The organism is Nostoc sp. DedQUE07, assembly GCF_034530975.2.
Classification (GTDB): Bacteria; Cyanobacteriota; Cyanobacteriia; order Cyanobacteriales; family Nostocaceae; genus Nostoc.
The window spans coordinates 110,302-135,341 of record NZ_JAVRCC020000015.1; the positions used below are offsets into that span (position 1 = coordinate 110,302).

Below are 25,040 nucleotides of genomic sequence, written 5' to 3' on the forward strand. Positions count from 1 at the left end.
TTTTTATAATTTGAATGAATGTCTTGCTAGAGCAAGCATGGTGGCAGGATTTGTAATCAAATTGAAATATAAAGCAAAGTTTAAATAATTTATACATAGCATCTAAATTTTTTGAAAATATACGTAAAAGCCTCAAATACTACTTTTAAAGTTGAATAATATAGCATGATAATTAATACATTTTTATATTAAAATTAACAACTTTTTTCACATAATGATTGTAGCTAGCAACACTTTTTGGATTATGAATATCAAGAAATATTATGCATAAATCAGCATTAATGATAGCGATCGCACCTCTAGTTTTTGTTATAAATTTTCTAAAACCTCTGCGCTACTTTGTGCCTCTTTGCGTTTATATATCTTCTATAGAAAATTAAAACTTATAAAATATCACAAAAATGGAATTGCGACACCTGCGCTACTTTATTGCTGTAGCTGAAGAACTGCACTTCAGTAGAGCCGCCGAGCGATTGCACATTGCTCAACCGCCCTTAAGCCAGCAAATTCAGCAATTAGAGACGCAATTGGGAGTAGAACTATTTCACCGTAAAACCAAACGACAAGTACAACTAACAGAAGCAGGGGAAGTTTTTTTGCAAGAGTCTTATCAACTTTTAGCTCAACTCCAAAAAGCAATTGAGCTAACCCAAAAAACGGGAAGAGGTGAGAAGGGGCAATTACGAATTGGGTTTACCAGTTTGGTAACTTACGATTTGCTTCCTGTGATTTTGCGGCGGTTTAGAGAACAGTTTCCAGAAGTAGAGTTGGTATTGCAAGAACTAACCACAACTCAGCAGGAGCAAGCGCTACAAAATCGGCGCATCCATGTAGGTTTTGCCCATCCACCCTTAGAAGACAACACACTCAATCAAGAGTGCATTCAGCAAGAAGCGTTAATTGTCGCTATGTTGGAAACTCATTCTTTAGCTGAACAAGAAAAGATTTCAGTGCGATCGCTAGTAAACGAAAACTTTATCATGTTCCCTCGCCATTTGGGGCCCGGACTTTACGACCAAATCGTAAGCCTTTGTCAGCAAGGAGACTTCAGCCCAAAAGTGACTCAAGAAGCAATTCAGATGCAGACGATTATCGGATTGGTTTCAGCGGGAATGGGGATTGCGATCGCACCGTCTTCATTGCAAAATCTTCAGAGAACTGGTGTAGTTTATCGTACTCTAGAGGAGAAAACACCATTAGTAGAAACGGCTATAGTGTGGCGGGAAGAAGATATGACACCTGTACTAAGGGGATTTCTACAAGTTGTTAGAAGTATCTGTTGAGAAATGACGATCTTCTTCTGACATAGATGCTACCTACACAAATCTGAGTTAGCTTTATTTGGCCAATCTACTCATTTCGTAAAAACAGGTTTTGCTACGTTGTCAATGTATTATTGAAATGGAAATTATTAAATTAAGTACCGCCATAAATTGGAATTAAACCTATCCCAATGAAATCCCACTAAATTGTTGGAATAAACTGGTAGCGTAAGAATCAGTCATACCGGAGATATAGTCTGTTACTCGAAGAATTTTATTATAGGTATCTTCGTCTGAATTCGGAGTATTATATTCTTTGGGAAGCATATGATAGACCAAATTCCCTTTCTTACTATTGTGCAGGACGGCATTAACAAATTCAGCAAATAGTTTCCCTAAAACTTCATACCCAGCAATCTGGATACTAACAACATCAGAATGTTGAAAAACAGCCGCGCGAGTTTCCTTTCCAATTTCTTCTAAGTGGTTTGAATAAGTGCTTAGAGATAATAAGTCCTTATCAAACTCTCCAGAAAGTATCTCTTCTTCGTGTTTAAGAAAAATATCACTTGCCTCATTTATGAGCTTATTGATAGCTAAAGCCCGCAATCGCTTAACTATTTCTGTATTGCTTTCACCATGTTCTTGAATATCTTTATTTGCAATATTTGCAACTACGTTAAGTAATTCCTTGGTTTTGTCAAATGGGATGTAACCCATACGATGGCCATCTTCTACATCAACAATTGAGTAACAAATGTCATCTGCTGCTTCAACAAGAAAAGCAAGGGGATGTCGAGACCACCATGCTGCATTATCATCACGACGAATTAGACCAACTGTTTCTGCTACTTCAGCAAATAAATCCTTTTCTGCCTGGAAAAAACCATATTTTTTAACACTTTTACCTGAGTAACCGTTAAAAATAGATTTTGGTAGAGAAGATTCTCTAGGGTACTTTGTGAAAGCAGCTAAAGTTGGGCAGGTTAGTTGCATTCCACCTTTTCTGGGGGGCATTTCAAGCTTGGTTAGAATACGAAAGCCTTGTGCATTACCCTCAAATGAATCAAAGTCAGCTTTTTGAGACTTGCTGAGAAGTTCTTCGCCTACATGATTAACAGTGTTGTACCACGATTCAAATCCTGTACGAATAGCATCCTCTCCAGAATGGCCAAAAGGAGGATTCCCAATATCATGAGCTAGACAAGCAGCAGATACGATATCACCAAAGTCTGAAGCACGTAACCCATCCTGATTAAAGTCGTATTTTTTTACAATTGCTTCACCTACTATTCGGCCAAGGGAGCGACCGACGCAAGACACTTCAAGGCTATGAATGAGACGAGTACGAATGTAATCATTTGTGGACAAAGAAAAAACCTGAGTTTTATCTTTGAGACGACGAAAAGGTGAGGAAAACACTAGGCGATCGTAGTCTCTTTGAAAGGGAGTACGATCAAACTGGAGATTTTCTGCTTCAGTCTTGCCAAGTCTTTGTGGTGTCAGAAGTTTCTTCCAATCCATCATTGCAGTGTTATGTGAAAGTGGGTTAGACAATGCGCCTTAGCTAGAAGCAATGGGCAATGCCACATTGTAACCCCCACTTATCACTATGTAAAAATTCTTCTATGCTATAAAAAAATGTAAGTAATAACCGAATAAGCCGCTAAACATGGACAGGAAGTCATTGAGTCTCTAATTAAATGGTATGGAGAGCAAGGAAAATCTCCCCGATACTTGGAAAAGCAAATCAATGGTGTTTTGAAGCAAGTAGGAAAAATAGAGGAAGAATAATGAACGATCGCTATAGTATGGTAATTCAATGGTCAGATGAAGATAATTGCTACTTAGTACACTTACCGGAATTCCCTTGGCAGCAATTCCACACTCATGGTAAGAGTTATGAAGAAGCCGCTAAACACGGACAAGAGGTAATTGAATCCCTGATTGAATGGTATAAAGAGCAAGGAAAAGCTTTGCCAGAGCCAATTACTTTTCCTCATAAACCGTTAAAAGTGGCTTAAATCTTTTTAAGATACAGTGCATGGCACTTACCCCAATCCCTCAATATCAATCCTTTCAGCTTCCAGCTCAACAGGCTCAAACTTCACCTTGTTGTATAAATCTTGTAGAGAAATTTCAAATGGTACGGTTACAAGTGCGATCGCTTCATCTTCTTCATCATATTCACGAAGCGTCCATTGCTTTTTCCCGGTTTTGGAAAATCGATCTACATGAATCCGAGTTTGGTCAATTAATAGGTATTCTTGGAAAGTGGAAATAGTCCGGTAAGCCTGAAATTTATCTTCGCGATCGTAGCCTTTGGTAGATTTTGATAAAACCTCAACAATAATCTGTGGATTCAGAATTATATCCTTTCGGTTGTTAAAAAACTCTGGTTCACCCGCCAGAATCATCACATCTGGATAGGTATAGGTACGCTTTTGGAGTATCCATAGACGGATATCACCCATAAAAACCCGGTAGTTCTGCTTTTTAAAAGCGAAATTTAACTCAGTACTTAAGTTGAGTGCTATTTGATTATGATTTACTGTTCCACCTGCCATAGGAATTATTTGCCCATCAATGTATTCACTTTTGTAGTCAGCAGCTTCTTCTAACTCTAAATATTCCTCTGGCGTATAGTATCGCTGTTTTGTTATTTGCATAATTTTATCAGGTAGCAATGTTTAACGATACGGATTGTCTAGTGACCCATATTTACTGAACAGTTTAACGTGGTTAGATAGAGATGTTATGTGCTTTGTACAAAGTGAGCGTAGGTGCAGCCCAACCTAGGCATCACTATCTCAATTTACACAGTCTTTTAACTTCTTTTCCTATTGATAACCAGCGGCTTGTAACAGAAACAACTTGGCATAACGTCCTGCTAGCTGTAACAATTCTTCGTGAGTTCCTTGTTCTATAACTTCGCCGTTTTCTATAACTAGAATTTTGTCAGCCATTCGTACCGTTGAGAAGCGATGGGAAATCAAAAGTACCATCTGATTTTGAGTAATCGCGCGAAAATGATTGAAAATCTCAAACTCAGCTTGGGCATCTATTGCTGATGTTGGTTCATCTAACACCAAGATATCTGCTTGCGATCGCATAAAAGCACGAGACAGTGCAATCTTTTGCCACTGTCCCCCAGAAAGTTCTTGTCCTCCTTTAAACCAACGACCAAGTTGAGTCTGAAAGCTTTGGGGTAATTGGTCAATAAAAGATTGGGCCATGCCTTTTTCAGCAGCAGTTTTCCATTGTGTTTTATTTTCGAGATGTTCTACATCGCCCACGCCAATATTTTCCCCCACAGTGAATTGGTAGCGGACAAAGTTCTGAAAAATCACACCAACGCGACGCCGTAACACATCCACATCCCATTCCTGCAAGTCCAAACCATCTAAGAAAATTCTCCCAGAGTCGGGGGTGTAGAGTCGGGTAAGTAATTTGATTAAGGTAGTCTTACCGGAACCGTTTTCACCCACAATTGCCAGTTTTTCTCTAGGTTTTAAGTGCAGCGAAATGTTTCTCAATGCTGGCTTGGAACTTCCTGGATAAGTAAATGAGACATTCTCAAAACGGATACCATCTTGGGAATTTAAACCAATTGTTGCCTTTCCCCAAGATTTTGGTACTTCTTCTTCCAGAAAATCGTAGAGATTTGATAGATATAGGTTGTCTTCATACATCCCTCCAATAGAAGTGAGGGCATTGGAGAAAGTAGATTGTCCTTGGCGAAACACAGTGAGATACATTGTCATATCTCCCAAAGAAATCTTACCTAGCACTGTTTCCAACACAATCCAAGCATAAGCTAGGTAAAAAGCACCTGTACTGACCAAACTCAAGAGATATCCCCAAAGTCCTCGTCGCAGAGTTAAATCGCGGTCTTCGCCATATAGTTGATCGAACAGGCTGCGATAACGTCCTAGCAGCATTTCTCCCAACTGGTAGAGTTTGACTTCTGTGACAAAATCTTCTCTTGCTAATAGATTTTCTAAGTAGTGCTGTTGTCGGGTTTCTGCCGCACGCCAACTAAATAAGCGAAAGGCTTCTCCAGCAAATTTTGTTTCGGCAATAAATACAGGCATAGCTGCCAAAATCAGTACCACCACTGCCCAAACTGAGAAATTTACTAGCAAAATCCCATAGGTAATTAGGGAAAGGGCATTTTGCACCAACCCAAAGGTGCGGTTTACTAAAGAAAGGGGACGAACCGATGCTTCTCGTCGGGCATTGGTCAATTTGTCATAAAATTCTGAGTCTTCAAACTGCCTAAGATCGAGTGTCAGCGCCTTTTCTAAGATGAGTACATTTACTCGCTGACCCATTAGCGCCCGCAATAACGACTGACAAATAGTGATTCCCCGTTGACTACCTGCTAGTAAAATTACAGCGATCGCTTCTAATCCTACATAAAATAGTGAAGGATAAATATTGACAGAACCATTGCTTTGTGAGTTCACTTGAGATGCAAATACCACTGCATCAACAATTAACTTACTAATGTAGGATATCGCCGCCGGTAAAAGACCAGCCATTAAAGTTAAACTAGCCAGAAAAATAGTAAGCGATCGGCTAGTAGTCCATACTAGGCTTACAGCCCGTCCACTGTAGCGGAAAACCGTCAGTGATTGGCGTAGGATATTTCTTTTTTTTTAATTTTCATCTTTTTTGGTGAGACACCCCAGCTTGGGCGGATCTTCCTGACTCTATTAATCTTTATATAATTTTAACAATAAAGAACTCAGAACTCAGGAGCTAGAATGACGAGTATGCGACTGGGTGGTGAATACCATGCTGAAGTTAACGGATATTCTGACTCCTGTTTACATTTTTATCCCCACAATCTTCGACCTGCTTTCCCATTTAATTTTTGGTGAGTATCTTTTAACAAAGTTGGAATATCTAACTTTTCTGGACAGCGAGGCAAACAGTCACCACATTCTGTACAACGGTTGCCTTTCATTCCAGGGAACCAGTGGCCTGCATTTTCAAACATTCCGTAACGATATTGGCCATAGTCTTCCATCTCGTATGCCACGGCAAGATTACGTAACCGCAATACCTCTGGAATATTGATATTTTCTGGACAGGGCAAACAAGCATAACACTGGCTACAATTATCAGTTTCCAAAGCAAGTTTTTGGTGATTTTCTAACCGTTGGAAAGCGGAAATTTCTGCTGATGTTAACTCTCCATCATGGTCAGCGATTTGCAAAGGTTCTCTTAATTCCTCTGGGTTAGCTGGCCCTATACTCAAAGTATTAATACGGGCATCAGCAAGTAAAAACCGATAATTCAACTCTAAGGGTGAATACGGGTAACATAGGTCTTTTAGAGTTTGTGGTGGCGTGTAGAGGCGTCCTCCCTTATCAGCAGGGGAAATAATGAAAATGCCCATATCCTTTTCGGCAGCTAGTTGAATTGCTGGTGCGTGCCGTTGAAAAAAATAGTAATAATGCAGATTGACAAATTCAAATAAATCTGTAATGATTGCTGCCTGAATTACCTCTAATGACCCGTGGCTAGAAAAACCAACGTGTCGCACCCGACCATCAGCAACAGCTTCCTCTACTGCTTGCATACAGCCATTTTTGGCTTGCACCCACTCCAAATGTTGCCAAGTGTTCAAACCATGAACGCCTAAGCAATCTAAATAATCTAGCTGTAATCGTTCTAGGGATTCGTCGATGCACCGACGCATGGTGTCAGCATCTGCTGTGGCTGAGATTTTGGTAGTGACATAAAGCTTCGTTCGGGGTACTGACAACCCAGCTTTTAACGCCCTACCAAGATACTCCTCACTTTTGCCATAACCTCTGGCGGTTTCTAGATGATTAATTCCTAGCGCTAAGGCTTGTTCGATGGTCTGGTGAGCATTTTCAAAATCAGCCAGGTAGCGCATCGTTCCCAAGGAAAAAACCGAGAGGCGCAGATTCGTTTTTCCAAAGCGTCGGTATTGCATTTTTAACAAAGAGTTAGGAGTTAGGAGTTATAAGTTAGGAGTTGAAAGAAGTAAATCATAACTCTTAACGGGAGGCGGAGCGTCTCCGGCTCTGCTCCTAACTTTTTTTGCTTACGAGTTAAGAGTTGAAGCAAAATAACTCATAACTCCTAACTCCTAACTCATAACTTTAATTTAGCTGTCGTCATTACCAAAGCGCTTGATCAAATCTTCAGGACGGAGATTAGAAATAAATTCACGAAAGGCTTGCTGTTCGGCTTCATCTGCATCGCGATCTACAGGGATAGAAGCATCGGCAATGACTTCTTCCATTACCCAAATGGGAGTATTTGTACGGAGGGCAATGGCGATCGCATCGCTAGGACGCGCATCAATTTCTTTTTTGACCTCGCCTTGCTGGACGATTAAAGCTGCATAAAATGTATCCTTTTGCAGGGAATGAATGATCACCTTTTCTAGAGTCATGTTCCAAGTCTCTAGAAGATTCACAATCAGGTCATGAGTTAAGGGTCTGGGAGGCTTCTGATTCTCCAGTGCGCCCATAATTGCCCTAGCCTGTTCCTGACCAATGTATATTGGCAAAGCCCGCCGATCTGAAGAATCTTTCAAAAGGACGATCGGGCTGCGGGTTATGGCATCTAATGCTATGCCAGCGACTTTCATTTCAATCATTGCCTAAGCCTCTACAATGCTTTGAGAGTCTTGGATGCCATGTAATAAATAGCACCCATTTTTAGGCGGTTTGGTGACAGTAATAAACATAAGCATTCGTTCTCTATAATTGCTTCTATTAAACTCCGAACTTGTGGTGAAAACCAGAGTAAGTCAAATTGGTCTTCTTAGACAATAACCTTCTTACCCAAGTATGCCCTGTGAAGGATGCTAATGTGTTAATATTCCTATGCGAAAAAAAGTCAGAAAATATACTTGGATGTTCAAGATTTCTGTGACAATTACCAATTGATTTCAGGCAAAATTAGGCAATAAATAGAGTTAGTTTAACAAAAAAGCCGTGTTTACAGGATTAATCCAGGCATTAGGATCGATGGAACCCTTGGGGGGCGATTCTTGGCAAATTACTTGTGTAAGCCAGTCGGGTGAAGTAATTATGCAAGATTTGGCTTATGGTGACAGTGTTGCTGTAGATGGTGTTTGCCTGACAGTGGAACAAGTTTTAAAAGACGGGTTTATTGCCACGGCTTCACCGGAAACTCTACGCCGGACAACCTTGGGAGGTGAGCAAACCCAAAGGAGATATGTCAATTTAGAAGCGTCGCTCAAGGTAGGCAGCAAAGTTGGCGGTCATTTTGTGATGGGTCATGTAGACGGCATCGGTCGATTGCTATTGGTCGAACAAACGGCTAGTTCTTGGGAAATGACCTTTATTGCTTCCGTTGCGATCGCACGGTACATTGTCCCCAAAGGCAGCATTGCCGTCAATGGCATCAGTCTCACAGTCGCCGCTTATGAGCCAGAACTCTCCCAATTCAAAGTAGCGGTAATCCCCCTGACATACAGCGAGACAAATCTTCGCTATTTAGTTTCTGGCAGTTTGGTGAATTTAGAAGGGGATATTCTCGGCAAATACGTCGAAAAATTCCTTTATTCTGGCAACCCCCACACCAGAGGCACTGATGACAATAGTATAGATGGCATTACACCCGCATTCCTAGCAGAACACGGGTATTTATAATTGGGCATTGGGCATTGGGCATTGGGCATTGGGCATTGGGCATTGGGCATGGGGCATGGGGCATTAGTTATTCTTCCCCTGCTCCCCCTGCTCTTTCTGCCCCTCAGTTTCTTCTAGCTACCTGGTTCTTGGCTTACCTGAGCGGTTTGCAAACCTCGCACTAACTGACTGAGGGCACTTTGTAATTCCACGCCTGGGTCAGAAGCAACCCACCCATCTTGTGTCAGGTGGCGAACTTCAAAGTGTAAGTGAGGGCCTGTGGAGTTACCAGTGCTGCCAACTCGCCCGATGATAGTTCCAGGTTGTACCCACTGACCGGGTTGAACGAGAATTTCTGACATGTGACCGTAGAGAGTTTGTTCAGCGGATTTGTGATTCAGGATCACGGTTAAACCGTAACCACCCACCCAGTTAGCAGTTTCCACTTGACCCGCAGCAGCTGCCAAAACTGGTGTTCCCGTAGGCGCACCCAAGTCTGTACCAGCATGGAAGCGTTGAGTACCTGTGATTGGATGAATTCGCCAACCAAACAAAGAAGTAATGGGAGCGGGAATAGATAGGGGATACATCATTCCCGTACCACTATATGCAACTCTCCCTATGTAGGGAATTTGCGGCAATACTGATGCCAGTGAAAAATCGTAAGCTACGTTGCTGGGGCGGGGTGCAATGTTACCATCTGCCATTGGTGGCGGTAAAGTACCACCACTCGGTGCAATGGGAGTTGCACTAACTCTTGTAGGACTGAATTCAGCGGGAGTCGGGATAAACCGATTCGAGCGAAATGCGCTCTTGGTGACACCGCTAGAATCACTTTGAGTTGGAGTAGCACGCCATCTGCTGGTGTTGCCAGTAGAAGATGCAATCTGCCGCACAGGTGGAACTACTGGTAATTGTGCATTTTGACTTCTTCTGAGCCAATTAGGTGCTGGTTTACCATTAGAATCAGCTACACTCCTTTGAGGTACTTTGGCGCAAACGCCGCCTAATACACTTTGTCCTGATGGCAAAGTGGCTCGACAACCACTGGAGCGTTCTGTAAGAATTACAGAATTTGGTGCTTGATAAGTACCTGTTGCACCACTGTCATAACTATTAGGATCGATATAAGCGTTATTATAATCCTTGGTTTTCTCCGCCGTTGCACTGACAGGGCTGTTAGAGTTATTTGATGGTTGAGCAACTACTGGAAGTTTTTCAGGTGCATAGCGGGCAGGGGTATTGGGTTTTTCTTGTCTCACCCTTAAAGGAGTAACCTGGGAGGCTTCTACTTTGGGCTTTGACTGTCTGATAATCACAACAGGTTCAGCTGCTTCGATTTTGGGTGTAGACTGCCTAACTGGCTCTTTTGATTGAGCAACTTCTGGCTTGGCTAATCTTTGTCTGAGTCTGGTTCGCCGTTGGGAAAATTCCGGTTGTGCTTGAGCGGCTTCCGGCGACGCAACAGCCTGTTTTTTAACACTTCGACTTCGCTCAGTGTTAACTGGATTTGTAACTGCTGTTGGTTGAGAACTTTCAACAGTGGGAACGATGTTGTCTATTTGTGCTTCCGTTTGGGCAAACACGAAGCCACCGCTAAGGAGGCTAACGCTACTCAGCCAGCAGAGACTCTGGGCTGGTAGTGTTGAGGCAAAACGTTTTTTTGTTAGACCTTGCTGCCATAAGTAATGCAAACGATGATGGGCAGAATTTTTGCGCTGCGTCATTTGTTCTCTCAGTTGTGTGTAATTAGCCTAAAGAGATGATGCTAGTGGTTTGTCTTGCCCAAAGAGCGAAATTTTGAACAAACCTCAAATTTAAACGGAAGATTTATGGTACCCCAAACTGATTGTACCGGGTTCAATATAAATTTCCGGTGTAATTAATTCCTTTGTATCATGTGTTTCTAAATCAATTCGTAAATTTCCTTGAGATGTCACCCCAACTACAGTACCTAAAAGATTATTGACGTACACCCGATCGCCCATGTTTGTAAGCAAGTCTAGATAGCCAGACAAGAGTATATTTACTCCTTCTTGAAAAAGGCACTCTATACCGGATTCTATTCCCAGCAAGACTTTAGAGGTGAGCATTTCCAGACACGAAATTGGTCTGAAATCTTGGGAAGCTTGCCACGATTCCAGATTGATTCCAGTTTCTGGTACTGGGTTCGTCCAGTTAATACCAACACCAATTACTGCTTGGGTAATTTGTCCTTTGTTTACTTTGGTTTCTGTCAAAATGCCGCCTAGTTTGCGACCATTTAAAACTAAATCGTTAGGCCATTTTATCCCAACATCTATACCGTATTGGCGCAATTGCAACGCAATTCCCCAAGCAGTAGCGAAAGTTAGCTGATAGCTGTCAGTAGCTTCTATTTTGTGGTCGAAAGAAATCGCCACGGAAATATATAATCCCCCAGGCGGAGAAATCCACTGGCGGCCCCATTGTCCCCGCCCAGCAGATTGCTCAGTTGCAATTACTACTGTTCCCGAAATCGCCCCTTGGTTGAGTAAGTTCCAGAGGGTTTCGTTAGTTGAGGAGACGCTTTCAAAAAAGTGAAGAGAAAATGGTAAATATGTATGCTTACGCCCTGTTTGCAAGGCTGCTTCCAAGTTTTGCAGATTAAATCCCACAGCAGTTAACCCAAATTCCGTTGTTCAAGTTAGCATTGATTGGCTGATGAGTGATTTTCCGTTTAGGTTTGGTTGAAGATGCACACTTGGCACTGGCACAATTGGGAAGGACTCCCCTATCTAACTTGTAGTATTCTGGAACGTTGGCACCACGGCTTCTTTACCCAGCAGTTTTGGCCGCGATCGCCACAAGTTATCACAGAAGTATTGCAACCAGAGGCATCAGTCTATCGCTTAAAGCAGGTTCATGGCAATACTGTTCTCACCCCCCAAGAAGTTGAAAGCTTCTTAAGCTCTGCACAGGAAGATTTCGCATCGGCAGATGGTTTAATCAGCGAACAACCTCTACAAGCGGTTTGGGTAGCTAGCGCAGATTGTACACCCGTGTTGATTGGGGATGTGCAAACTGGACAAGTGGCAGCATTACACGCGGGTTGGCGGGGGACTGCTAAAAAGATTGTGCCCTTGGCGATCGCTCGATTACAATCTCAAGGCAGCAAACTTGATGATTTACGCATTGCGATGGGGCCAGCGATCGCTGGTGAGGTTTATCAAGTCTCTATCGGAGTGGCTGCTGAAATTGGGGCTAGTCTTATAGCAGATGATGACGAAGAAAAAATTGTAACTGCATTACATGAGTTACCAAATTCACCTTTGCTAGACGATCCAAATCCAGGAAAAGTAAGGCTGGATGTGCGGCGAGTGAATACCTTACAACTGGAAAATATGGGAATTAGTGCAGAACAAATTGCGATCGCACCTTATTGTACTTTCCAAACTCCAGAGCATTTCTTTTCTTATCGTCGAGAGAAAGAGAAAAAAGTACAGTGGTCAGGGATTGTTAGCAAGAAAACGAGTGACTAGCCTATATTCTCATTACAGGATAGTTAGGATGTTCAGGATTCGGGATAAGTCGTTGATTTCTACAGTCCACCAGTAAATCCAGCGTTTCTAAAACCGTCTGTCCAATCAGGACGATATTACCTGTAACTAATGTGGCTTCGGTAGTTTCTCGTCCTGCCAATTCAATAATTACGGGTTCAGTTACTCCTATAGATTCTTCACTACCATTGGCGTATTGAGCAATCTGCTGTCCTCGAATTCTCAAACCAAGTTGCTGGACAATAGACATGGGTAGCACAGTACGTACTGCCCCTGTGTCCACTAATGCTTCTGTTTCATACACCCGCAGCATATTTTGATTGAGCATTCCTCGGTTGACAAGGGCTTCATCAATGGCATTGGTGAGCTTGACTTGGACTCGAACTGCACCCATAGGTTGATTGCTGGCAGAATTGGCACGATTGACTTTTACCATAATCTGTGTAATTTTGAGAAATTCTTTAACTCAAAGCTTCACTCAACAACTCGCAGTGCAGTAAAGCACCATCCACCAAAGATTGGATTTTTTCTGATGATAAAGGATCGCCATTGGCGTAATGCTCCATCCAAGTCAGACCAATAAAATTGGGGTTATCTGGTAAACTTGCTAAATCCCACCCAGGCATTTCTAAGTCTTCCATGAGACGATTTACTTTAGGGTCATAACTGAGAGCAAAGCAGCGACAACCTTCAGCAGCAGCCATAATTAAACTGTGCAGGCGCATTCCAATCGCCATTTCAACGCCGCGAAACACACCTTTTAAAAGTTGCGGATCTTCCAGGCACAAAATCTTGCTAACATCTTTTAGATGTGGTTGAATGGCTTCGGCAATACTTAAATCTTCACTTTTTTGAAACGGCAGTAATAAAATAAAAGCCTGCGTAGCTTTTTGAAAGTCAACCAAAGCACGAGTTAAGTTTGCTAAACGTATTTCTGTAAGTTCGGGATGCGATCGCAACGTTACCGCAACTCTCGGCGCAGGTAAATCCCAAAGTCCTGGTACTGGTTGAGATTCCAACGCCCAAACTGGGTCAGGAGCTATAATACAAGGAATTTGCCAGTCAGATAATAAAGCGGCGCTGGCGCGATCGCGTACACTAACTTTGGTACAATTACTAAAGGTTTGCCGTGCTAACCAACGAGTTTGTGGACGCACCAAAGGGCCAATACCCTGTGCCCAAGCAACAGTTTTCAAACCCATTTTCTGCGCTAATGCCATCAGTCCCCCATAATAAAATGGGCTGATAGTACTGGTGACATCTTGAATCAGACTCCCGCCGCCCCAAATTAAGGCATCACTTGAGCGTAAAGCTTGCAGTACATCTAAGGGAGCCATGCGATCGTAGGTTTCTACATTGTAGCGATCGCGGGTTTCTTTTGGATTACCAGAAAGCACCACAGGCGTTACGTGAGATGGCAACATTTGCAAAAGCGTTGCCAATAAAGCTTCGTCACCACCATTACCTTTACCGTAATATCCAGACAATAATGCCCGCATCTTAACCATTTTGGATTTTGGATTTTGGATTAATTAATAGCTATTGTTAAATGAATCTCTGTCTCCCATATAGATGGTAAACTCATTCTCAAGTTCTATAGCAGTGGTCAAACAACTTAGGACATTCATTAACAAATCGTCAGAGAGCTACTGTCACAGTTATCCATAGCAGACTTGTCCTAAGCAGGATAGCAGGCGCTATAATTACTTACATTTTTTCCACTCCAAAGTGTTGACTTCCGGTTTCATTGACACAAGTCTTGCTAGCTTGCGGTTTCTGGTCTGTGCTTGGATACTGGGAAAAAGGTTGCGATCGCTTCTCTTTAAAACTAGCTAATACAATAGACATCTAGTGAAAAATCCTTGTAGAAACTCGAAATTTCGCGTCTCTACAAGGATTTAAATTTTCAAAAGATGGGTTTTGTTACACAAAAAGTAGGAGTAGAGTTCTAATGTGGAACTTGAAAACTGGTATTATGCTACTCACGCTGAGTTGCATAATTGCAACTGGTATAACCGTATATCTTCTTGGCGGCATTGAACCAGTACAAATTCAAGCTTTGCTGAAATCTTCTGGTATCTGGGCACCTATTATTTATATTGCTTTGTACGTTGTAGCAACCATGTTAGTTTTGCCCTCAACGGTACTAAATTTGACTGGAGGTGCCATTTTTGGCCCTTGGCTGGGTACTGTCTGGACTAGTGTTGGAGCAGTCATTGCGGCAATAATTGCCTTCGTTTTTACTCGAACTATTGGACGCAAAGCAGTTGCAAAACGACTAGCAGGACGCTGGCAAGCAATGGATGCTGAGGTGCGTCGTGGAGGGCTTTTTTATATGTTTGCCATCCGATTAGTACCAATCATGCCCTATGGCTTGGTCAACTTTGCCGCAGGACTGACTTCAATCGGTTTTAAAGATTATGTTCTAGGTACAACACTTGGTACTGTTCCTAGTGTTTTACCTTTTGTACTACTAGGTAGTTCTGGTCTGAAGGCAGTGAATACAGGCGATTTTTTGCCGCTAATACTTGCACTAGGCTTAACTGGAACACTGGTAGCAGGGTCTACTTGGTATCGTCATCGTCGAACTTTTGCCAAAAAAGCTGTAGAAAGCCTGAAAAAATCAGACTCTTCAGATAACATAAATCCGAAGAATAAATAAATTATGGGAATGAGACTTGAGTGTTGCTAGGTATACTGTGAAGCAAACCTTTTCGATCGCAAGCAGCCTGTTATCTTAGTTGTAAAAAAATTAAACAATATTTTTAGATGCTACCAAAGTATTCATTCATTGTTCCAATTTATAACGAAGAAGAAATTATTCCAGAACTATACCGCAGACTGAGTGCAGTAATGAATCGGATGGATGGGCTTGTCGAATTAATTTTAATCAATGATGGTAGCCGCGATCGCTCCCTACAATTATTACGAGACCTCCATCAAAAAGACCCGCGCATTTGCTATCTGAGCTTTGCTCGTAACTTTGGTCATCAAATTGCCGTAACTGCTGGTCTTAATTTTGTCCGGGGTCAAGCTATTGTCATCCTTGATGCAGACTTACAAGACCCACCAGAACTAATCCCCGACATGGTTGAAAAATGGCGACAGGGCTATCAAGTCGTCTACGCTCAACGCACTCAACGCCTTAAAGAAAGATGGTTTAAGCGTTTTACTGCCTATTTCTTTTATCGTATCCTTAAGAAGCTTGCAGATGTAGAGATTCCTACTGATACTGGTGATTTTTGTTTAATGGATCGGCAGATTGTAGATATTCTCAATTCTATGCCAGAACGTAACCGCTATATTCGTGGTTTGCGTTCTTGGGTTGGCTTTCAGCAAACAGCAATTCGGTTCGAGCGCAACCCCCGCTTTGCTGGGGAAGTTAAATACACTTTTAGCAAATCCTTAGCCCTTGCGATCAATGGTTTAGTGTCTTTTTCAATAGTGCCACTGCGGTTATCAACCTACTTAGGCTTAATAGCAGCGGCAGCGGCCATCTTCATGGCTTTATTAGTCTTATATTGGCGTCTTTTTGTCCCCCATTCCCCTTTAACTGGGTTTACGATTATTTTGATGGCAATTTTCTTCCTCGGATCTGTGCAGTTAGTTAGTGTTGGCATCTTAGGTGAATATATAGGGCGCATCTATGAAGAAGTTAAAGCCAGACCCCTCTATACTTTGACAGAGGTAGGTGGTTTTGCGCGCAAATCCTCCAACTCAACGAGCAATTCTGACAAACTAGATAATTTAGAAGACGCTTACAAATAAAAATCTTTATTTGGCGTTGCATAATAAAGGTTTGTTTAAACAAATATAAAATTCAAGCTACATATCACCTTGACAGTGCTACTCTCCACTCCAAATCTCTAACTCCCAACTCCTAACTTTACTTATGCACACCCTTTCAATTCCTACCTGGATTATTCATGTTTCTAGCGTTATAGAGTGGATTGTCGCCATTTGGTTAATCTGGTCTTACGGCGAACTGACTAATAACCGTAGCTGGTGGGGATTATCCCTGGCGATGTTACCAGCTTTAGTCAGCGCTATGTGTGCTTGTACCTGGCATTATTTCGACAATGCCGAATCTTTGGAATGGCTGGTAACGCTTCAAGCTACCATGACTTTAGTTGGTAATTTTACACTTTGGGCGGCGGCATATTTGATTTGGCGTTCTACCAAATCTGTTAACACCGTTGAACCAAACCCTATCAAATCAGAGCAATGATTTCTAAAGAAACCCTGTTTGCACTTTCACTGTTTCCCTATTTGGGTTTCTTGTGGTTTATCAGCCGCAGTCCGCAAATGCCGCGTTTGGCGTTGTATGGATTTTACGGCACTCTCGTCTTTGTTGCCATTACCATCCCGGCGGGGATTTATGCTGTATTGCATTATGGTAAGTCTTTGGCCAATGTAGATTGGTTGCACGGTGGTGCAGAACTATTTTTGACGCTTTCTAACATCTTGCTTGTGCTGGGTTTTGGGCAAGCTGTAAGGCAATTACAAATGAAAAATGAAAAATAGTAAATTCAGCTATAGATAGCGTTTTGATTGCAATGAGGAAGAGTTAAATGGACGTAATTCCAGCGATTGATTTACTAGAAGGTCACTGTGTACGACTGTATCAGGGAGACTACGATCGCTCGCAAGTTTTTAGCGAAAATCCCGCTGATGTTGCCAAACAGTGGGTAGATGAAGGTGCTACTAGATTGCATATAGTTGATTTAGACGGTGCCAAAGCAGGTAAAGTAGTAAACCTGGGGGCAATTGAAGCGATCGCTCAAGCAGTGTCAGTACCCATTGAAATTGGTGGAGGATTGCGCGATCGCACCAGTGTACAACAAGTATTTAATCTAGGCATACAGTGGGCAATTCTCGGAACCATTGCCGTAGAACAACCCCAGTTAGTGCAAGAACTCTGCCAAGAATTTCCCGAACAGATTATTATCGGTATTGATGCCCGTAACGGTCGAGTCGCAACTCGCGGCTGGTTAGAAACCTCAGAAGTTTTAGCCACTCAACTAGCTGTACAAATGCAAGAATTGGGCGCAGCCGCCATCATTTACACAGATATCCACCGAGATGGTACACTTACAGGGCCAAATTTAGAAGCTTTGCGAGAACTTGCAGCCGCAATTTCCATCCCGATAATTGCTTCTGGCGGGGTAAGTTCTATCACCGACTTGTTGAGTTTGTTGGCGTTAGAACCCCAAGGCGTGACTGGCGTAATTGTCGGACGTGCCTTGTATACTGGGGATATTTTACTCAAAGAAGCATTACGAGCGATCGGGCCGGGGCGAATTCAGGATATTCCACCCAATCTCGGTTTTTCTACCTTTGCTTGACATTTTCTTGGCAAGTTCGCTATCAAAATCTAGAATTACCCTGGTTGCGCTGGTGGGATAGATAATCAAGGATGCGACAAATAGACCATCTTGTAGAGACGCGATTCATGAGCCAGCGCGTTGCGGGGGTTCCCCCCGTTGTAGCGACTGGCGTCGCGTCTTTAACCAAGAATGTATTGCAATCATTAATTGAATTGATATTAGTTTAATTAATTTGACAACTATCTTTAGATAGATAAGGTAAACACTACCTTATTTCTGATTGCAAATCCCTTGTTAATTGTGAAAAATCTAAACTTCATATTTGATTGATTTTGTCAAGATGTAATCCCTTGTATGATTTAAAAAATCAGTAAGGCCTTCTCTGGACTGAATTTATATTAATGCTTTCAGTAGATGCAGTTATGACTTTGGAAATGCAATAATGAATGTGTTCTCAAACAATATAGTTGCTGTGATTCGAGATAAAAATTTAAATTTTATCAGACTCTAGTAACTTTGGTTTTTAAAAAATTGTTTGATGTTTTGAGAAGGTAACACAATGAATAAAATCCTAAAACGCGCACTTTTACCCAGCCTCATGGCTGCAAGTTTAGCTGGTGTAACCTTAGTTCCCGCCAAACCCGCTGCTGCTGATGACCAAGTACTAAGAGATGCAGGTATTGGGGCTGTTACCAACGTCGTAACCGGAGCTGTTAGGGGAAATGGCAGTGTACTAGGGAATGCTGTTAAAGGTGGTGTCACTGGTGCAGCCGTCAATGGTGCAAATGGTCTGAGAAATACTCGCAATCGCCGTCACCGGAACGCCGCTCAAGATGTCGGAGTCGGTGCAGGCGCTAGTGCATTGACTGGTGTAATTACTGGCGATAAAAGAGATACTCTTGGCAATGCTATTGATGGTGCAGCCGTAGGTGGAGCAATCCATCTATTAACCAATGGTAAATAATTGGTAAATTGGTCAGCTGAAATATTTTCCAACGGTTAACGAACTTATCCCTCCCTAATTGCTCTCTTTCGTAAAAGGAGCAAACCTAACCTCGCTTCCCTAGAAGGGGAGCGAGGTTGTAGGTTAGATTTATTTGAGATATATACCACCGTCAGGATTGGATGACGTTAGGCTTAATAGTAATCTCTAACCCTTCAACGCCTTTCTAAAGTTTCGACGATAAGACTGATTTGTAATAAACAAAGCTGGCCATAGCAAAGATAAACCAATCCGATTGGTCAAAGTTGGATTAAAATTAGTCCGTCCAAACCCATTCCAAAATTTCCAAGCGCCGCCTCCGTAAACTCCTATCAAGCCAATAAAAATTAAGGTACTCATTCCCATCAACTCCGTTAGTAACTGACAGAATTTAAGTTAAGTTTTACCACACGAGGTAATCACCTCATAAGGAACACCGAGAAGGTATGACAAAACTCCCCAGTTTTGGATATATAAGCCAGTTAAACACACATTCTCTTATTCCAGTGTAGATTAGCCTCACGCATCCCAGCTAGTTATCAGGGGTGGCAAGCTAGTCAAAGGATGCAAAAGCGTTATTTTTGAGGTATTTTGGCGACACATTCAAATGTAAATGCCGATCCTTTAGTACAAGAAAGTTTATACCATATTAAACTACAAAGTTCTGTGGCGCATTATTCTTATACTTCATCTACCCAATAAAGATAATATCTTTCATTATCCACCCAGCCTCTCTGAAAATCTTTAATCGGAACAATTTTCAAATCATTGCGGTTGACATTCAGTTTTTTATTTAAAATCAGCAAAACTTTCTTTCGCTCATCTTGATTTTGAAGTAGAGAATTAACCTGGCTTAATATCTCTGCTTGTTCCACTTCTTGACGACCTTTTTTAAATAAAGTAAAGCTTCCCATTTTTGCAATTTCTGGATAGTAAAACTTTCGATTCAGATAACCCGATAAAGGAGCCATATTCGCATCTCGACTGGCAACAATAAACTCATTATCTAATCCAGATTTGTAAATATATTGGGCTGTTTCGCGACTAGCAGAAAATGGTATAACTAAATCTCTGGAAAAACTATAAATTCCTCCCCCAAACTGGACATAAAGAATGAGCATCAAAGTCAGATAATGCCATTTGTGAATAAATGTAATTGAACGTGGAATAATAGAAATTTTATTAAGTAAAACTATAGATTTTTGATAATAACTTCCCAGCCATAAAGCTGCTATTAAAACTAAATAAAAATGTCCAAAATGCCGTGGCATACCTATAAATCTCAAGTATGTAAAGGCAAATAATATACAATTGCCTATCATGTAGAAAAAGAAAATAACTGGCTTTTCAGATAATTTTATTAAAGTTAAAATTACAAAAAATAAAGCAATTATCGCACAAACAATTAAATCCAGCCATCTTTTATGTGTAGGAATAATTAATAAATAACTACCAAATACTCTGCCAACGCTTCTCAACAGATGACGGATATCTAATTCTATTAGCCAACCATTATTTAACCCACCGTGAAGATAACTATCTGTCGGAGGAGTAATAATATAAATAGATAAAATAAAAGATAATGTGATAATTAAAATACTTAACAATAAGTCGTACTTTTTGGTTTGACTAAAATAGTGCTGCCGATGTTCGCTATCAAAACAAAATTCAACCAGCAAAGTTAATAATAAAGAAAATGATACTAGTAAACCATAAGCACTACTATTTGCTAGTAAACCCAATAGAATTGCTAAATAAGCATAAGTTATTTTTCTAGATGCAAAAACTGTACAGAATGCAAAAACAAATAACATACTAAAGGCATAGTTTCGAGAAATTAAAAGATATTCGTAAAAAGGAAAGAAACCAAAAGAAAATAGAAATTTTTGTTGATAGTTAAAAGGACTATATAGGCAAAAAAGTGTAACTGAAACAACAGTAATTGCCAAATGGAAAATTTGCATAATAATAGGAGAATCGACTATTTTTCTCAGAATTGCCAGAGAAAAATACCATAGAATAGGATGACCTTCATAATGAATATTTGCAATTAAATCCCCGAACGATTCACTATCTCTGACAATCAGCCAGGGATTTAGTTCATCTCGCCACATAGAATGATTAAGAATACCTATTAAACCAAGAAAAGAAAAAAGAAGAATAATAAACCAAGGAGAATTAAAAGGTAATTTTGAAGTATATTTGCTAATTTTATTGCTTAACATTGTTAGTTCAGAATCCAACTTGTTTGGATCGGCAAGATTGCTGTAAATGCGATGATCGTCAAATATTCTTATGATTCTTTAACTATTCAGACAGATGAATTCTGAATTTTGATTATTACTTATTTTTACTTATAACTTTCTGGTATACCTACTGGTGATAAACCTGCGATCGCTCGTAAGTTTTGGCAACGAATCAACTCAGTAAAATTGAAACTGGAACGTCCTTCAATTTTGGCTACCGCTTCAATTGCTGATAATAGGTGCTGTGCTGCTTCAACTTCTGAATAACCACGCCGCTGTGCTATTTTAATTGCGGTTGCATCAGCATTTAACTCTGACTCTTGAGATTTATTAGTGCGCCAGATCCGAAAAGCAGCGATCGCACTTAATCCCCCAGCGACAGCAACGCCCACTACATCTGACTGTGCTACTTCCAAGAATCCGCCTAACAGCCCAGCCAACACCACGCCTTGATAAATGTCGGGTTTAAACCACTTTACCCCCGTCAACCAGCTAACCATCTGCAACAGCAGCAAGTCTCGTTGCGGCTTTGTCAGGCGACGCCACAAATCAAAATTAATATATATCGGTCGCGCTTGGTTCCAGGGTTGGGGAAAGGAAGCGTCAATTACTTTTGCTTGCTCTGGCTTACTGACGATTTTTGTCGTCATCCGACCAGAAGCAGGCATCACATCTAACAAACGGCGAATTTCAACATTTGGCTCCATAAATTTAATTATTAGCCATAATGTGCATAGTAACTAGGTGTGTAAAAATAAAGTTTTCATGTTAACCTTTGATTTATGAGATGCTCTCACAGTCTTGAATAGATTCAGATCGAGCTATAAGAATATTTATTCAGCAGTTTGATAGTATGGCGGGATTTTATAGTATTTCTTTGCCGCCAAATTCCAAACCTCAAAGTTTTGGCTTGCCATTAAAACTATATTTGTAACTACATGGACGCTTTTGCTACCCTCCCACCTGAATGGACGAATAAGGCAATACATGCATACAATTTTTGCTGTCCTAACTGCCACTCAAGTAGCCTAGAAGCTGAGAAAGTTTGGCTAAATCGGCGATCGCCTGTACTTACAGAAGACCGTCGTCGCAAATGGCAAGAGTTTTATTACTGTCACTGTGGTTCTGTGTGGTGGGCTTGGAGTAGCGATCGCCCCCCAAAAGATGTATCTAATCAGCCAGATTATAATCCTACATAGCTCATTTTCTTCCTAAACAAAACCCCACTTTTAAGTGGGGTTTTGTTTATCTAATTCTGAGCTTTGCCAATTTTAGAAGGTGAAGGTAGTACGTAGAGTACCTATATATTCAGTGTCGTTAGCGTCGTTGTGCTCTGGATTAAAGATTACCAACAAGCCAGGTGTTACCTGAATATTATCGGAAATCTTGTACTTGTAAAGACCCTCTAAGTGATAAGAGGTACTGTCGTCGAAGGTAGTATTACCAGCGACATTTTTGATGCTACCACCAGTAACTTTGGGTGGTTGACCAAAGATAATACCTAAAACGTTGCCTTCGCCACCAAAGTCTTTCAAAGCAAGCGCTCCAGCCCAGTACCAAATATCTGCGTCTGTACCTGCATTAGTACCACTTTGAGCATCAGCAGTTGTATAACCACCCCAACCACTAAGAGCTAAGGTAGAGCCAAGTTGGAAGGTAGCTTCTACACCATAATTGTTGGATATAGTACGAGCGCCATTTCCAAAAGGATTGTTTGCAAAAATACTACCTGTACCTTGGAAAAGGTTGTTAGCAATAGCATCAGCAGGAGGAATACTATTAGTTTGATAAGTGCGAGCGTAAGTTAGACCAATATTAAAGGCTTTGGTGGGTTGGAAAGATAACTGACCAAAAATAGCGTTATCACCATTCAACAGCCCATTATTCAGGGTGGGGTCATTAGCAGTCCTAGCTAGATAAGCACCGCTGAAGCTGATGGCGCCTTTAGGATTTAAGGTAACAGTTACACCAGCCCCACCTTGACCTTGGCGATATATGGGGCTGAAACGTCCATAGCGTGAGAGCGCACCTCTAGCAGAGCTTGCAAAGTCAGAGTTGAAATTATTAACGTTTTCGTATAATTCAGCACCAGTAGCATCAATTTTAACGCGCACTGCATCACTGAAGTTGAAAGCATAGTTAATTTTATCGATGCTAACGCTGTTGTCGGCGGGAGCACCTACATCAAAACTCAATCGGCTCATATTGGTACCAGTACCAGTACCCAATGCATCATTACCACGATTGGAGATGACATTGCCAGCAGTCAGCCGGATTTGCAACTGGTCTTTACCAGTGAAACTGCTGAATAAGTTTAAACGAACGCGGTCAGAAAAAGTAGTGTTATAATTCAAGTCTTGGGTAGGAGCACCACCACGAGCTGCTCTACTGTCACCAAAAACATCAGACACTGCGAAAATTGCTTCTCCAACCAACTTGGTGGTAGTGGAGAACTGATTAGCTTCCAACTCAGAAGTGCGGGCTTCTAATCCATCAACACGACCGCGCAGAGTTGCTAGTTCCGCAGAATATTCTTCTTGCAAGCGCTGTAAAGTAGCTAAATCTTGTTTGCTGACCAAATCGGCAGTAGCTGTAGCAATCAGTTCGTTAACCCGATCTAAACAGGCATTCAAACCTGCGGCAAATTCATAACGGGTTAAAGCACGGTTTCCACGATAGGTACTGTTAGGATAACCTGCAATACAGCCATAGCGCTCAACTAGAGATTGTAAAGCTTGGAACGCCCAATCTGTAGGCTGCACATCCGAAAACTGAGAAACTGATGTTACCTGACTCATGTCGTTAGACTCTTGAGTTTCAGATAATTCGCCAACATTTGTTACCTGTTCGTTAACTTCAGCAGCTAAGGCACTATTAGCAACGAAAAATGTAGCGGCTAATACAATTGGACTAACCTTAAAAAGATTCCAGAATCGTTTTGTCATGTTTTTACTTTCACTCACACCTACAATAATCCAGTCATGATAAAATGCTTTAAACACTTTTCTTTCGTGGATTTCACACACAATCACAGCAACGATTATACCTTTACCCTGTGATTATTACAAGCAATTCATTTAACACGCTGCTGAACTATAGTTTTTCATTAAGTTATTTGGTAATCGCAAGATAATGCGGCGTTTGTGACGTAAAACTGTTCCTTCTTCTTCTAACTGCTGTAAGAGTCGGGTAACAGTTACTCGCGTAGTATTTAAAACTTCAGCAATATCCTGATGGGTAACATTTAAATCAATTAGCTTGCCTTTATCTACGTCACGGCCAAATTTTTCACTTAACCATACTAAAAACTGCCATAAGCGTAGCGAAGTAGGTTTTTGATGCACAATGCTTAGTAGATCCTCTGTTTGTTGAATATGAGACAACAAAGCATTAGTATCCTGATGCCACAAATGAGGTGGCACAATGCTTACTTCCACGCCCGTAAGACATTCAATCTGGTAGGGCTTCACCTTAGACAAAGGATAGCCAATCAGATCCCCTAGTCCCCAATAACCAAGAGTAATGAATGTTCCATCTTCACTCCACGTTAAAGTACGAACTGCACCATATTCAATTCGCCAAATTATGTCATTGTAAGGTGGAATTACTTCCCGACGGATAAATATCTGTTGGGGTAATTGTTCGCCCAAAGCAGAACCATTTAACACAATAGAAGAGTTTGAAGTAGGACTTGGGGAATACATCATTAACCGTAACTACATAATTATTAGGGAATCTCGCTATTTACAATGATTAAGAAACTCTAACAATTTGTCTCAAAATTTACCTGTCTTAACTGAAAGTCTATTCTTCTCAATTCAGAACTAGGAACTAACTCAAAATCTTCTGATGGTAACAACTTTTACTTAAGGGATTTATCAGTAAGATATAGCCAAAATTTTAAGTTGTTTATCCGCTACTTTAATTGTGTAAGTTTAAGAATAGGTAAGCTTTTAGTAAAATATTTAGTTAACTTATTTTTTATTATTTGGTCTTTTCTGAAGACTAAGAACCTATCCCACTAATACCAAAATGTGATAATCTACTTTCTGAATAAGAGGG

At 41.1% G+C, this 25,040-nt stretch carries 26 protein-coding genes; 11 read left to right on the forward strand and 15 right to left on the reverse strand.

What is annotated here, in order from left to right; all coding sequences use genetic code 11:
- Positions 1–401: 401 nt before the first annotated feature.
- Positions 402–1,283: a LysR family transcriptional regulator gene (locus RMZ95_RS14505; RefSeq protein ID WP_322684809.1), complete on the forward strand. Its 882-nt coding sequence runs from the start codon at positions 402–404 to the stop codon at positions 1,281–1,283.
- A gap of 162 nt (positions 1,284–1,445) precedes the next feature.
- Here the strand turns inward: RMZ95_RS14505 and RMZ95_RS14510 are convergent, their stop codons facing one another.
- On the reverse strand, positions 1,446–2,819 hold the full coding sequence (locus RMZ95_RS14510; protein ID WP_322684810.1) for a deoxyguanosinetriphosphate triphosphohydrolase: 1,374 nt from the start codon (positions 2,817–2,819) through the stop codon (positions 1,446–1,448).
- Positions 2,820–3,055: 236 nt separating this feature from the next.
- On the opposite strand from RMZ95_RS14510, the gene RMZ95_RS14515 reads away from it, so the two are divergent.
- Positions 3,056–3,286 carry a type II toxin-antitoxin system HicB family antitoxin gene (locus RMZ95_RS14515; protein ID WP_322667297.1) on the forward strand — a complete coding sequence of 77 codons (231 nt, stop codon included), beginning with the start codon at positions 3,056–3,058 and terminating at the stop codon, positions 3,284–3,286.
- Between the two features lie 27 nt (positions 3,287–3,313).
- Here the strand turns inward: RMZ95_RS14515 and RMZ95_RS14520 are convergent, their stop codons facing one another.
- The 4 genes from RMZ95_RS14520 to RMZ95_RS14535 form a co-directional block, all read right to left on the reverse strand.
- Entirely contained in the window at positions 3,314–3,931 is a 618-nt protein-coding gene (locus RMZ95_RS14520) for a Uma2 family endonuclease (protein WP_322684811.1), read from the reverse strand.
- A gap of 171 nt (positions 3,932–4,102) precedes the next feature.
- Positions 4,103–5,806, reverse strand: a complete 1,704-nt coding sequence (locus RMZ95_RS14525; protein ID WP_322684812.1) for an ABC transporter ATP-binding protein — start codon at positions 5,804–5,806, stop codon at positions 4,103–4,105.
- A gap of 296 nt (positions 5,807–6,102) precedes the next feature.
- Complete coding sequence (locus RMZ95_RS14530; protein ID WP_322684813.1) at positions 6,103–7,233, reverse strand: aldo/keto reductase; 1,131 nt, start codon at positions 7,231–7,233, stop codon at positions 6,103–6,105.
- A gap of 174 nt (positions 7,234–7,407) precedes the next feature.
- The gene (locus tag RMZ95_RS14535; protein ID WP_100901288.1) at positions 7,408–7,905 is read right to left on the reverse strand and encodes a bifunctional nuclease family protein; all 498 of its coding nucleotides are present in this window, start codon (positions 7,903–7,905) and stop codon (positions 7,408–7,410) included.
- Between the two features lie 340 nt (positions 7,906–8,245).
- On the opposite strand from RMZ95_RS14535, the gene RMZ95_RS14540 reads away from it, so the two are divergent.
- Complete coding sequence (locus RMZ95_RS14540; RefSeq protein ID WP_322684814.1) at positions 8,246–8,926, forward strand: riboflavin synthase; 681 nt, start codon at positions 8,246–8,248, stop codon at positions 8,924–8,926.
- Positions 8,927–9,039: 113 nt separating this feature from the next.
- Here RMZ95_RS14540 and RMZ95_RS14545 read toward each other — a convergent pair whose 3' ends face one another.
- A complete protein-coding gene (locus RMZ95_RS14545; protein WP_322684815.1) occupies positions 9,040–10,632 on the reverse strand; it encodes a peptidoglycan DD-metalloendopeptidase family protein in 1,593 nt (530 codons plus the stop codon).
- A 90-nt stretch (positions 10,633–10,722) separates the two neighbouring features.
- A complete protein-coding gene (locus RMZ95_RS14550; protein ID WP_322684816.1) occupies positions 10,723–11,541 on the reverse strand; it encodes a biotin--[acetyl-CoA-carboxylase] ligase in 819 nt (272 codons plus the stop codon).
- A gap of 78 nt (positions 11,542–11,619) precedes the next feature.
- On the opposite strand from RMZ95_RS14550, the gene pgeF reads away from it, so the two are divergent.
- Positions 11,620–12,405, forward strand: coding sequence for a peptidoglycan editing factor PgeF (gene pgeF, locus RMZ95_RS14555; protein WP_322684817.1), 786 nt, complete (start codon positions 11,620–11,622; stop codon positions 12,403–12,405).
- A gap of 1 nt (position 12,406) precedes the next feature.
- Here the strand turns inward: pgeF and RMZ95_RS14560 are convergent, their stop codons facing one another.
- From RMZ95_RS14560 to RMZ95_RS14570, 3 genes are all read right to left on the reverse strand, one after another.
- Positions 12,407–12,859 carry a retroviral-like aspartic protease family protein gene (locus RMZ95_RS14560; protein WP_322684818.1) on the reverse strand — a complete coding sequence of 151 codons (453 nt, stop codon included), beginning with the start codon at positions 12,857–12,859 and terminating at the stop codon, positions 12,407–12,409.
- A gap of 25 nt (positions 12,860–12,884) precedes the next feature.
- Positions 12,885–13,922 (reverse strand): polysaccharide pyruvyl transferase CsaB, encoded by a 1,038-nt coding sequence (csaB, locus tag RMZ95_RS14565; protein WP_322684819.1) that lies wholly within the window; start codon positions 13,920–13,922, stop codon positions 12,885–12,887.
- A gap of 208 nt (positions 13,923–14,130) precedes the next feature.
- A complete protein-coding gene (locus RMZ95_RS14570) occupies positions 14,131–14,271 on the reverse strand; it encodes a hypothetical protein (protein ID WP_322684820.1) in 141 nt (46 codons plus the stop codon).
- A 103-nt stretch (positions 14,272–14,374) separates the two neighbouring features.
- Between RMZ95_RS14570 and RMZ95_RS14575 the strand changes: the two genes are divergently transcribed.
- From RMZ95_RS14575 to RMZ95_RS14600, 6 genes are all read left to right on the forward strand, one after another.
- Positions 14,375–15,085 (forward strand): TVP38/TMEM64 family protein, encoded by a 711-nt coding sequence (locus RMZ95_RS14575; protein WP_322684821.1) that lies wholly within the window; start codon positions 14,375–14,377, stop codon positions 15,083–15,085.
- A gap of 107 nt (positions 15,086–15,192) precedes the next feature.
- Positions 15,193–16,191 carry a glycosyltransferase family 2 protein gene (locus RMZ95_RS14580; RefSeq protein WP_322684822.1) on the forward strand — a complete coding sequence of 333 codons (999 nt, stop codon included), beginning with the start codon at positions 15,193–15,195 and terminating at the stop codon, positions 16,189–16,191.
- Positions 16,192–16,315: 124 nt separating this feature from the next.
- Positions 16,316–16,651: a DUF2499 domain-containing protein gene (locus tag RMZ95_RS14585; RefSeq protein ID WP_322684823.1), complete on the forward strand. Its 336-nt coding sequence runs from the start codon at positions 16,316–16,318 to the stop codon at positions 16,649–16,651.
- Positions 16,648–16,947 (forward strand): DUF3593 domain-containing protein, encoded by a 300-nt coding sequence (locus RMZ95_RS14590; protein ID WP_292818410.1) that lies wholly within the window; start codon positions 16,648–16,650, stop codon positions 16,945–16,947. Before RMZ95_RS14585 ends, RMZ95_RS14590 begins: the two co-directional genes overlap by 4 nt.
- 47 nt (positions 16,948–16,994) lie before the next feature.
- Entirely contained in the window at positions 16,995–17,768 is a 774-nt protein-coding gene (hisA, locus tag RMZ95_RS14595) for a 1-(5-phosphoribosyl)-5-[(5-phosphoribosylamino)methylideneamino]imidazole-4-carboxamide isomerase (RefSeq protein WP_322672271.1), read from the forward strand.
- A 541-nt stretch (positions 17,769–18,309) separates the two neighbouring features.
- Complete coding sequence (locus tag RMZ95_RS14600) at positions 18,310–18,714, forward strand: hypothetical protein (RefSeq protein WP_322672272.1); 405 nt, start codon at positions 18,310–18,312, stop codon at positions 18,712–18,714.
- Between the two features lie 186 nt (positions 18,715–18,900).
- Here RMZ95_RS14600 and RMZ95_RS14605 read toward each other — a convergent pair whose 3' ends face one another.
- The 3 genes from RMZ95_RS14605 to RMZ95_RS14615 all read right to left on the reverse strand — a co-directional run bounded on the left by RMZ95_RS14605 (position 18,901) and on the right by RMZ95_RS14615 (position 21,685).
- Positions 18,901–19,092: a hypothetical protein gene (locus RMZ95_RS14605; RefSeq protein ID WP_292774856.1), complete on the reverse strand. Its 192-nt coding sequence runs from the start codon at positions 19,090–19,092 to the stop codon at positions 18,901–18,903.
- Between the two features lie 320 nt (positions 19,093–19,412).
- Positions 19,413–20,957, reverse strand: coding sequence for a hypothetical protein (locus RMZ95_RS14610; protein WP_322672273.1), 1,545 nt, complete (start codon positions 20,955–20,957; stop codon positions 19,413–19,415).
- A gap of 125 nt (positions 20,958–21,082) precedes the next feature.
- On the reverse strand, positions 21,083–21,685 hold the full coding sequence (locus RMZ95_RS14615) for a DUF3318 domain-containing protein (RefSeq protein WP_322672274.1): 603 nt from the start codon (positions 21,683–21,685) through the stop codon (positions 21,083–21,085).
- A gap of 231 nt (positions 21,686–21,916) precedes the next feature.
- On the opposite strand from RMZ95_RS14615, the gene RMZ95_RS14620 reads away from it, so the two are divergent.
- Positions 21,917–22,177, forward strand: coding sequence for a hypothetical protein (locus RMZ95_RS14620; protein ID WP_322684824.1), 261 nt, complete (start codon positions 21,917–21,919; stop codon positions 22,175–22,177).
- Between the two features lie 72 nt (positions 22,178–22,249).
- Here the strand turns inward: RMZ95_RS14620 and RMZ95_RS14625 are convergent, their stop codons facing one another.
- Together RMZ95_RS14625 and RMZ95_RS14630 are read right to left on the reverse strand one after the other, a co-directional pair.
- The gene (locus RMZ95_RS14625) at positions 22,250–23,923 is read right to left on the reverse strand and encodes an iron uptake porin (protein ID WP_322684825.1); all 1,674 of its coding nucleotides are present in this window, start codon (positions 23,921–23,923) and stop codon (positions 22,250–22,252) included.
- A gap of 132 nt (positions 23,924–24,055) precedes the next feature.
- Positions 24,056–24,685, reverse strand: coding sequence for a Crp/Fnr family transcriptional regulator (locus tag RMZ95_RS14630; RefSeq protein ID WP_322684826.1), 630 nt, complete (start codon positions 24,683–24,685; stop codon positions 24,056–24,058).
- Positions 24,686–25,040 lie beyond the last annotated feature (355 nt).

Bases quoted from the DNA above. Each gene is read 5' to 3' on its own strand.
- RMZ95_RS14590 (WP_292818410.1), top strand. From the start codon at position 16,648: ATGATTTCTAAAGAAACCCTGTTTGCACTTTCACTGTTTCCCTATTTG.
- RMZ95_RS14605 (WP_292774856.1), bottom strand. From the start codon at position 19,092: ATGAGTACCTTAATTTTTATTGGCTTGATAGGAGTTTACGGAGGCGGC.
- RMZ95_RS14570 (WP_322684820.1), bottom strand. From the start codon at position 14,271: ATGTCTATTGTATTAGCTAGTTTTAAAGAGAAGCGATCGCAACCTTTT.
- RMZ95_RS14530 (WP_322684813.1), bottom strand. From the start codon at position 7,233: ATGCAATACCGACGCTTTGGAAAAACGAATCTGCGCCTCTCGGTTTTT.
- RMZ95_RS14615 (WP_322672274.1), bottom strand. From the start codon at position 21,685: ATGGAGCCAAATGTTGAAATTCGCCGTTTGTTAGATGTGATGCCTGCT.
- RMZ95_RS14505 (WP_322684809.1), top strand. From the start codon at position 402: ATGGAATTGCGACACCTGCGCTACTTTATTGCTGTAGCTGAAGAACTG.
- RMZ95_RS14515 (WP_322667297.1), top strand. From the start codon at position 3,056: ATGAACGATCGCTATAGTATGGTAATTCAATGGTCAGATGAAGATAAT.
- RMZ95_RS14600 (WP_322672272.1), top strand. From the start codon at position 18,310: ATGAATAAAATCCTAAAACGCGCACTTTTACCCAGCCTCATGGCTGCA.
- RMZ95_RS14560 (WP_322684818.1), bottom strand. From the start codon at position 12,859: ATGGTAAAAGTCAATCGTGCCAATTCTGCCAGCAATCAACCTATGGGT.
- RMZ95_RS14545 (WP_322684815.1), bottom strand. From the start codon at position 10,632: ATGACGCAGCGCAAAAATTCTGCCCATCATCGTTTGCATTACTTATGG.
- RMZ95_RS14575 (WP_322684821.1), top strand. From the start codon at position 14,375: ATGTGGAACTTGAAAACTGGTATTATGCTACTCACGCTGAGTTGCATA.
- RMZ95_RS14585 (WP_322684823.1), top strand. From the start codon at position 16,316: ATGCACACCCTTTCAATTCCTACCTGGATTATTCATGTTTCTAGCGTT.
- RMZ95_RS14580 (WP_322684822.1), top strand. From the start codon at position 15,193: ATGCTACCAAAGTATTCATTCATTGTTCCAATTTATAACGAAGAAGAA.
- RMZ95_RS14610 (WP_322672273.1), bottom strand. From the start codon at position 20,957: ATGTTAAGCAATAAAATTAGCAAATATACTTCAAAATTACCTTTTAAT.
- RMZ95_RS14520 (WP_322684811.1), bottom strand. From the start codon at position 3,931: ATGCAAATAACAAAACAGCGATACTATACGCCAGAGGAATATTTAGAG.
- RMZ95_RS14535 (WP_100901288.1), bottom strand. From the start codon at position 7,905: ATGATTGAAATGAAAGTCGCTGGCATAGCATTAGATGCCATAACCCGC.
- RMZ95_RS14625 (WP_322684825.1), bottom strand. From the start codon at position 23,923: ATGACAAAACGATTCTGGAATCTTTTTAAGGTTAGTCCAATTGTATTA.
- hisA (WP_322672271.1), top strand. From the start codon at position 16,995: ATGGACGTAATTCCAGCGATTGATTTACTAGAAGGTCACTGTGTACGA.
- pgeF (WP_322684817.1), top strand. From the start codon at position 11,620: ATGCACACTTGGCACTGGCACAATTGGGAAGGACTCCCCTATCTAACT.
- RMZ95_RS14630 (WP_322684826.1), bottom strand. From the start codon at position 24,685: ATGATGTATTCCCCAAGTCCTACTTCAAACTCTTCTATTGTGTTAAAT.
- RMZ95_RS14525 (WP_322684812.1), bottom strand. From the start codon at position 5,806: ATGGCTGGTCTTTTACCGGCGGCGATATCCTACATTAGTAAGTTAATT.
- csaB (WP_322684819.1), bottom strand. From the start codon at position 13,922: ATGCGGGCATTATTGTCTGGATATTACGGTAAAGGTAATGGTGGTGAC.
- RMZ95_RS14620 (WP_322684824.1), top strand. From the start codon at position 21,917: ATGGACGCTTTTGCTACCCTCCCACCTGAATGGACGAATAAGGCAATA.